Here is an 8736-nt window from a genome sequence, read left to right as displayed (position 1 = left end):
TAACGCCCTCAATTGTGACATAGTCCACGTCGTTGAACAGGAAAATACCATTTCCAGTACCATTTCCCTTGAGCGACAGATTTCTAACGACATAGCCTTCATCATGATCGGCATTGCCGCCATCCTGAAAATTCAATACCCCATTGGCGCCACTGCTTTTAATAACAGGTAATCGAGCGGATGTAGGAGCTATTCTGGGCGGTATATAGTCAGCTAGGGTACATGGCGCATCTAAAGCACAATGTTGATTGAATAATCTGGGAAAGGATGAAGTGAATGTCCCGTTCCTACAAAGCAAAATACTATCCCCGGCGTTCAAGGCGCCGAATCTTGACATGGCAAAATCAAACGTCGCCCATGGCTCAAAAATCGATAAACCTGTATTACTGTCTGAGCCATTATTGCAGACGTAATAATTCTGTGCATGGGCTGGGCTGGAAAACAGGCAAAGCAACAATAAGCCTGCCTTAACAGACAATAGATGTTTCTTTGCTATAACAATCCGAATCAGCTTAAGAATGGCAAGCTCAATCATATTCATATCAATGACCGTCAATGGCTTTGCAGCTACCGTATTCGATACTTTTCCAATTGTTTTCATAATTGTTTCCTCTATATAAAAATATCATTGGGTCAATGTAATCTGAAAAAACAGTGTCTAACTGCACATTGTCATGTGGTCTAGGTTTGGCTACTAAAATCAGTATGTAACTTGATGTGTACCTAGCGATGAGCCCGAGTACGATCAGAAGATAAAATGCGGATATTGCTGAGGTCTGTGCGCAACCGTACATTGAACGATAAATTGCTGTCTGAAAACTTTCCGCGGCAATAGTGCTAATCTTACAGTTGCAAATTAAGGAATATTGACGCTGCCTGTATAATTGAAATGTCCTTTGCTTCAGTATATTGACGAGATGCATGGTGGACATCCTGACCAGACAGTTCGCGCCCGGCCAGGCCGGGTTTGCCAAGGTCGGCCGGCACTTTGGCCGACAAGCCATGCAGTAGCGGGTAATCAATTGGATAACAAGTCCGCTCAGCCCCATTGGTTGGCACAGTACATGACCGAGCAAGTCGTAGTGGCTCAAGTGCCGTTTGCCTGGCTCACCGGCGATACCTGTAAATGACTGTGGCGGTATTCCGTCCAAGGTCGTGCATATCCTCGGCCGGTCGCGGCGGCGAAGACGCCATCAAGCCGTGGTTCGTGCCTGCCACTGCTATCGGAGGGAGAAAAAATCGGGGACCGTAGACTAAAACAAGTAATTTTGCTGGCGATCTGGCAAAGAAGATTGATTTACAAACGATGCAATAACATTGATGTCACCCAGTGCAATACAAGATCCAATAAGAACAATCCAACACACAAGAACATTGATTGTGAGAGTTTTTAAAATTGCCCAATTAACCATTGCTGCTTATATCGGCATAATCAAGTCAAGATAAAAAAAGCCCCTGATCGGGGCTAAATAGTAGGTCTGAAAGCAAATGCTTAGTCAATCCATGGCGACTTCAAAAGCCTTCGATTTATATATTACAGTTAGTTTGTTACAGTTTGATAACAATGTAATTTTTTGACAAATATAGTGAGCCCGGTTGATCTTAAAAACGAACCATGCCGGCGCCGTTAGGATTCAGCATGGGGTGTCGGATTAGCTACGAACCTTTGTATCAAGGCTTCAAGACATAAACAAAACAAGAAAAGTTATTGGAATTACCGTTGCACTTTTTATCTGTGGGCTCATAACTGTCATCAAAATGTAATCATTGCTAGACATAATAAACGATTAGTAGTTTGAAAATGCCAGCTTATGTACCGTCAATTCTCCGTGTTGCTCCGTTTCCTGATCGCTAAATACAAAAGAAAAAAAATTAATCAGCCTTTTTTCGAATGTTACGCCGTTATGCTTCTGTGCTCTCTTAGTGCTGAATTTATGTTGGATTTCATAAGCTGATCCAGCATTGCAAAGAATTCATAAAGAAGAGCTATTGCATAAGTATCGGGTTTATATGCAGTGATAGTTGAGCTTCACTTCTTCAGTCAATCCCAATTTCGATTTTTCATAAAGCTAAGGATGGTGTTCAGATGAGTACCGGATTCAGTTTCTGAGAACAACCGAATTAATCTTCATAGAAGGCGCCATTGTTGGATTGTGGCTTATTTTATATTGAGCAGCATGCACTTAAGAAACGACGAAAAGGCAAAGCGATAAGGCGCAAGTTTTGCCTTTTACTGGCCGCCGCGATCGAGGCTGCTTAAACCGGGCGGCCGCAGGACAAGGAATCCATCGGGCATCAGGCTGGTCGCCAACATCACTTCATTGATATCGCGATGCTCGGACCAGGCCAGGGACTGCCTATGTTCGGGATCGCGCCAGAAAGACTCGATCCTTTCGCCAAAGGGCACGTACTGCATCAGTTCACGCAATCGCAAGCGCACGAGTTTATGCAGCCGTAAGCGCACGCCATCGGCTGTGTGCGGCTGAATCGGATCGCGGCTGGCCGCTTCTCCCATCAGACGCACTGCTTGCAATCCGATCGCCAGGCCGAGTTCGCGAAAGGCGAGCCGATGTTCCGCCGGTAGCTGCAGCTCGCCGCTCGCGGCGTAATATTTCAAACCTTTGAGCGATGCCTCGAGCATGGCTTCAAGAAGATGCAGGTCCGCCATACTGCCTTGCCGCAGCAATTGCTCCAGGCGGTAGGCGTCCATTAGCAGGCCGCCAATCCCGAGCGGATCGGTTGTTCTTAAATCATCCGCGGCAATCATGGCTTTAGCCTGCCGGATCTCATCGTTGAGCCTGGGGCCGTCGCCCGCTTGCGGGAGCCCGGCAGCAGTGGATTGAAGCTGAATGTATGTGATATATGCGTCCAGCGGATCATGTTGGCCCATAGAGGAGACGAGCGGGCGCTTCAGGTCGATGCTCATCTTCCAATACATCCGTCGCGGACCGCCTGCAGAGGGAAGGTAAGTGAAAGCATGGTGCGCTGCTTCAGCGAGTTCCTGTGCCCAGGCATTAAACTGCGGATTTCCCGTTGAACGCGTCAATTGGTCGAGCGCGTGCATCCATTTGGTCAGATAGTGAAAGTACTGCCCGTCGCGGTCCCACTCCAGTCGCTCGTCGAAGGACTGATTGGGACTGCGCTCGGGAAGCTCTTTGCCGATCCGAAGCCCGCCGCGGGTCGGGTGTTCCTCCCCCGCGCGCTCGTTTAATCCGCTGATCCAGCCCGCGCGCGAATCATCAGCACGGTGTCGTCCCAGCGTGTGATGCACGCGGTCAACCAGGCGCAGAGCCTGTTCCGTGTGGCGCTTTTCCCCGGTCGCCCGCGACAGGCCGAGAAAGTTGCAAACCGCGAAAGCGTCCGTCCACAGGTAGCGCCGCTGAGGGCGTTCGCAGCTCGGCCCTGTGCTTTCCGCAAAGCCGGTCATCAGCTCGATAGCTTCTCGTACACGGGAATCCGGCATGGTTCTGGCCTCCTCTTGCGGATTTGCAACCGCCGTCGCGAGTGCAAGAAATAAGATCATCAGGCAGGCAAAACTGCGCATCGGCGATGCTTTCCTACGGTGTTTTTGCTGTTTGATATTCCATATCAGCACTAAGTCAAGCTTATCTGTTGGCCGCAAAAAAAGCCCCCAATTAACGGGAGCGAGGTGGCTGCTAGGGTGCTGCTATGATCAAGTTATCTACTTCTATCGACATCGTGTAACTGTTAGCGTTTCGTCAAGCCGTAGCCGATGCGCTCCAAAAAGGTGAACGCGCCAGATACAAAAAAGCCAGTCACAGTATCATTATCCGGTCAGTTTTGAAGAACTGGAGCGGACGGCCGGCAAAAAAATATCGGCAGCCGACTATGCAAAACATGACAAGCCAATGGTCTCAGGTTAATTCCTAAAACAGTGCAACAAGGAGCGATAGCCATGAGCTATATTAAAAATGCTTATAAATATCCTTATATTACCGATCTGATTAACAATGGCGGCGGACTAAGCCTGGAGTATATCGTTGATATGAAAATCATCGTTTTTGCATTTGACGAGGGCGGAGCTATCTGGCAGGGTAAAAGAGGCTACGATTCCATTGAAGCGCTGCTGGACGATGCGGAAGGCGGGATAAAAAAATGGGCTGACGAGCGATGGTGATGATAACGCTGGCATATTTTTATCCTGTTTTTTGTCAAAAAACTGAAAGACAGGCACTCGGGAAGGAATCTAAAACAAATGCAGAAGCCTTTGCCTCGAAGTCAGCCTGGCCAAAGTTGGCTAGTCAATTTCTCTCCATAACGTTTAAAACCGTCAGACTAAACATTATTGCAACAGAACCATCAAAAATACATTAGACTGCGCAGCTGATAAATTTCCTTCAACTTACAACTGCTGTACTGACAGGACTTGCGCAAGCATATCTACTTAAAATTTAAGTGAATTCAAATCTGAACTATTTTTCTTTGCTGAAAATCAAGAATGGAAAACTATCATTAATAAATCATTGGAGACTAAAAATGAGTATAAAGAACATCGTATTATTGTTGGCCATGGCGGGTGTTATGCAAGGCTGTGTTTTGACTAAAATAGTGTCGGTACCGATGCGTTTAGGCGCCGCCGTGGTTTCGATCGTACCGGTTGTGGGCAACACTGCGCATGACGGGATCGATGAAGCGGCCGAAGTTGTTGATGATGTTCCAATTTGATTCATAGCTGAAACAGTATTTGACAGCACTGATTTCAACACAAGTTTCAGGAGGAGTATTGGCCCTAATAACCGGGGTTAATACTCCTGACTCAACCTCTTTATGGTTTCTTTATCCTGCGCCAGCGGAAGATTGCGGGCGACCGCCTTGACAAAACTGTGAATATCTTCGGCAGCAAGATGGCTTGTCAACGTAAATCGGATGCCCGATTTGCGATGCGAGACGGCCGGATAAACGGCATGGTTCGTGTAAAAGCCCTCGTCCTGCAGGCGTTTGGCCATGTAGCCGGCGGCAATAGGATGCCCCAGTTTGATGTAAAAAATGGGCGATTTAGACGGAGTCGCTAAAGGCAGATTGTATTCCTTGAGCAGAAGGTTGCACAGCGAAATGCGATCTTTTATCTCCTTCTGCAGGCGTTCGATTTCGGGCGACAGATGGATGCGGGCCGAAGCAATCGCAGCGCCCAGCATGGGCGGCTGCATAGGGCCAGAGAAAATCATGGGGCCGCCGCAGTTTTTAACCTGGCGATGCATCTGGGCCGTGGGAAAGATCAGCACGCCGCCTCCGGCCGCAAATCCTTTGCACAGAGAGGTCGCGACCACCATGCGTTCCTGAATGGGCATTTTATCGAGGACGTACCCCCGGCCATGCTTGCCGGTCCAACTCATGCCATGCGCGTCGTCAAAGTACAGATGCAGTTGCTCGTAGCGCTGCAACAGCGCGCCTAAGGCGCCCACGGGGGCCAGATCGCCAAACATGCTGTAAATGCCGTCTGTCAGATACCAGATATGGTTGTATTCAGAACTCAGCGTGCTAATGCGCTCTTCCAGGAACTCCAGGTTGCCGTGGGGCAGGATTTCGACCGGAACGCCTTGCACCTGCACGAGTTTCGCAGCCGTTTGAACACTGTTGTGCGCCATCTGGTCGATAAGGATCGCATCGCCTTTTTGAATGAGGACGGGGAGGGCGGCTATATGGCCGAGTGTCGTCGTGGGCGTGACCAGCACATGGCCTTCGAACAGTTGCTCCAGCAGTGATTCCAGTTCCTTATAAGGCGTGGCGGAGAGATAGGTCCTTGAAACAGCAAACTGAGTGCCAAAGCGCATAACGGCATCGATAGTGCCTTGTCTAAGCCGCTTATCCAGTTCCAGTCCCAAATAACTGCAGAGCGCGAAATTGACCAGATGCCTGCCGTTCAGACAGATAGTCCTGCCATTGTAAAACGCGTCTTCAGTCGTATGTTGAGCCAGGCCATGATGAGCGCCTGCTGTTATTATTTCGTCAAAATCGGTGACCCAGCTTGATTTAATAGCCATTACATAGTCCTAACTGAAGGGCATTATTTTTACTGATCCTGCGGTCTGAGGGTATAGTAAATTTGCTTTTTTGTGACAAACTTCAAACATAGGCAGGGGCATGAAGATAACTTTGCTGATCTGCTGCAGCATCAGGTTTTTCCTGAGATCAACGGATTGTTAAGATTGCGCCACAGTCAACTTCGGCTGAACTAAAATTTTGGAGTGTGATAGGCAGCCCGGAAGAGGACTGTGACAGATGCAAGGTTAAGTCATGAAACTTAACTCAAACTTAACAATCACTCTGGATTGAGGAAATAACCGTGTTTTGAATGAAGCCGGTTATATCGAATAAAGACAACCTATTACTGTTAATAAGGACTATCCAATGAAATAATAGTAATTAGTTGAATTTTTTAATATTTAAATCAAGCTTGGATAATAACCTCATACCTTATCAAACCGGCTTTTTAGCCAGGACATTCGCCGCGCACGCCTTGACTTACCGTTCATTGTCGGTCGCCAGGCAGGGCATCGTGTTATCGGGCAATGAAATCCGCACAATCCCGTTCTTGAAAATCGCGCCCGGCATAGCGATTGAGCGAGGCTATTTCTGGGATGCCTTGGCAATTCATCTGGAAGACGGCCAGATCATTCGCTTTGGCGGCATTTCAAAGAAAAAGGCAGGCAGTCTCCAAGTCGAATTGAACCAGCGAACCCAAAACTACATTAAAGGTTTCTATCTGGCCATTATCCCCGATCTGAAGCAGGCCAGTCAGCAAGCGCAGGCTTTATTTCATGGCCAGCGCTATATCCGGCAACCTGCTGCCATGCAATGGCTGGAAAACCATGAGCATTTGCGTGACGGCATTTGCCGTTCGGATATTTCACATTACCTGTCTAGTGAAGAGCGTCAGTTGATCGAGCGGGTTCGGCCCTTTCTGGAAAAGGGCTACAAACATATTGCAAAAATCAATGACAGCTACATCCGAACCCAGCTCAGGACATATCGGGATTATTTCGACCGGATTGAAAGCAATCCGTTGACGGACAGGCAACGCAAAGCCTGCGTGACCGATGAGCAGCATAACCTGGTGCTGGCGGGCGCCGGCACCGGCAAGACCAGCACCCTGGTAGGCCGGGCGGGTTATCTTTTAAAATCGGGGCTTGCGGCACCCGGTCAAATTCTGATGCTGGCCTATGCCAACAAGGCCGCCAGGGAAATGGAGGAGCGCATTCAGGCCAGGCTGGGTATCAGCACATTGACGGTCAAGACTTTCCACAGCCTCGGCAAACAGATCATTACCGAAGTCGAAGGCGCGGTGCCGGCTATTGACAAAATGGCTGAAGACGAAGCGCTGAGAGCCCGGTTTGTCGATGACCGGATCAGACAGTTTCTGCTCGACCAGCGCTATAAATCCCGGCTGGTCACTTACTTCACGCGCTTTACTTATCCCTATAAAAGCCAGTTCGCCTTTAAAACCGAAGGCGCCTACCATGCCTATATCCTGGAGAACGAAATTCGCACGCTGCAGGGCGAACTGGTCAAGAGCTATGAGGAATGCGAAATCGCCAATTTCCTGTACCGGCAGGGCATCGCTTATGAGTATGAAGCCAATTATCAGGTCAATACGGCCGGGCCGGATTTCAAAGCCTACCAGCCCGACTTTTACCTGCCTGAGTACGGGCTTTATATCGAGCATTTCGCGATCAATGAAAAGGGCGAAACCCCGCCGTTCATCGACCGGCAAAAATACCTTGAAGGCATGGCCTGGAAGCGCGCATTGCATGAGGCGCATAAAACGCGGCTGATCGAGACGTTCAGCTATCAAAAACACCAGGGCATACTCACCGAGGAGCTCAGAACGCAATTGCTGGCGGCCGGCGTTCGATTTAGGCCGCTGCCGGATGATCAACTGCTGAGCCGGTTGCGCGAATTCGGCGAAGTATCCAGATTCAGCGAACTGATCGCGAAAGTGCTGGCCTTGTTCAAGACGGCTTTCCTGTCCATCAAAGACCTGAGCAGTCTGGCGCACCAGCATGAGGATAAGGAGCGCATGCTGGCGGCGGTGTTGCTGTTTGAACCGGTTTACCAGGCTTACCAGCAGCACCTGCACGACAATGGCACCATCGATTTTGACGACATGATCGGCAAAGCCATCAGCTATGTCGAATCCGGCCGGTACCGTTCGCCTTACCGGCATGTGCTGGTCGATGAGTTTCAGGATATCTCGGCGAGCCGGGCCCGGCTGGTCAAGGCGCTGCTCGCGCAGCATGCCGACAACAGCCTGTTTTGCGTCGGTGACGATTGGCAGGCCATTTATCGCTTTACCGGCAGCGACGTATCGATCACGAGGGATTTTGAAAAACACTTCGGCTTTACAGCCACGAGCGTGCTCGACAAGACTTTTCGCTTCAATAACAAAATAGGCGAGGTCGCGTCCCGGTTTGTCTGCCAGAATCCCGCCCAGATCAAAAAACAGATCAAAAGCCACAGGCAAGTCAACAGGCCGGCGGTCTCGCTGATCAAAACCAGTACCGAATCAGTCGGCCTCAATGCGGCGCTGGCCAGCATCTCGCAGAAACAGCCTGAAGGCGCCAGCGTGCTGATTCTGGCCCGGTTCCATTTCAGGCAGCCCGATCTGTCCGGCCTGAAACGCCAGTATCCGCAGTTAAACCTGCAATTTATGACGGTTCATGCGTCTAAGAGCTTGTTCAATATCTCCTCAGCAATAGCGCCAGGAAAGCCAGGTTG

At 49.6% G+C, this 8736-nt stretch carries 6 protein-coding genes and 1 pseudogene; 4 read left to right on the top strand and 3 right to left on the bottom strand.

The genetic code is table 11. The features are described 5' to 3' along the window. Positions 1-601, bottom strand: a pseudogene (locus IT781_RS21020) (right-handed parallel beta-helix repeat-containing protein); the annotation flags it as partial. 295 nt (positions 602-896) lie between these two features. Between IT781_RS21020 and IT781_RS21015 the strand changes: the two are divergent. Further along, positions 897-1130 carry a hypothetical protein gene (locus tag IT781_RS21015; protein ID WP_194972131.1) on the top strand — a complete coding sequence of 78 codons (234 nt, stop codon included), beginning with the start codon at positions 897-899 and terminating at the stop codon, positions 1128-1130. A 1100-nt stretch (positions 1131-2230) separates the two neighbouring features. Here the strand turns inward: IT781_RS21015 and IT781_RS21010 are convergent. Then, a complete protein-coding gene (locus tag IT781_RS21010; RefSeq protein WP_194972130.1) occupies positions 2231-3544 on the bottom strand; it encodes a hypothetical protein in 1314 nt (437 codons plus the stop codon). Between the two features lie 372 nt (positions 3545-3916). Here IT781_RS21010 and IT781_RS21005 point away from each other — a divergent pair, with 372 nt between their 5' ends. After that, the gene (locus IT781_RS21005; RefSeq protein WP_194972129.1) at positions 3917-4138 is read left to right on the top strand and encodes a hypothetical protein; all 222 of its coding nucleotides are present in this window, start codon (positions 3917-3919) and stop codon (positions 4136-4138) included. Positions 4139-4497: 359 nt separating this feature from the next. Beyond that, the gene (locus IT781_RS21000; protein ID WP_194972128.1) at positions 4498-4686 is read left to right on the top strand and encodes a DUF6726 family protein; all 189 of its coding nucleotides are present in this window, start codon (positions 4498-4500) and stop codon (positions 4684-4686) included. Between the two features lie 77 nt (positions 4687-4763). Here IT781_RS21000 and IT781_RS20995 read toward each other — a convergent pair whose 3' ends face one another. After that, positions 4764-6002: an aminotransferase class I/II-fold pyridoxal phosphate-dependent enzyme gene (locus IT781_RS20995; protein ID WP_194972127.1), complete on the bottom strand. Its 1239-nt coding sequence runs from the start codon at positions 6000-6002 to the stop codon at positions 4764-4766. 413 nt (positions 6003-6415) lie between these two features. Here IT781_RS20995 and IT781_RS20990 point away from each other — a divergent pair. Further along, a partial coding sequence (locus IT781_RS20990; RefSeq protein WP_228779333.1) for a UvrD-helicase domain-containing protein occupies positions 6416-8736 on the top strand: 2321 nt, incomplete at its 3' end.

The sequence above is a fragment of the Methylobacter sp. BlB1 genome (assembly GCF_015476545.1).
Lineage (GTDB): Bacteria > Pseudomonadota > Gammaproteobacteria > Methylococcales > Methylomonadaceae > Methylobacter.
This window is presented reverse-complemented; position numbering and strand designations above follow the sequence as displayed.

What these genes read in the sequence shown, in the direction of transcription:
- IT781_RS21010 (WP_194972130.1), bottom strand. Translation starts at nt 3,544, where the DNA reads ATGCGCAGTTTTGCCTGCCTGATGATCTTATTTCTTGCACTCGCGACG.
- IT781_RS21005 (WP_194972129.1), top strand. Translation starts at nt 3,917, where the DNA reads ATGAGCTATATTAAAAATGCTTATAAATATCCTTATATTACCGATCTG.
- IT781_RS21000 (WP_194972128.1), top strand. Translation starts at nt 4,498, where the DNA reads ATGAGTATAAAGAACATCGTATTATTGTTGGCCATGGCGGGTGTTATG.
- IT781_RS20995 (WP_194972127.1), bottom strand. Translation starts at nt 6,002, where the DNA reads ATGGCTATTAAATCAAGCTGGGTCACCGATTTTGACGAAATAATAACA.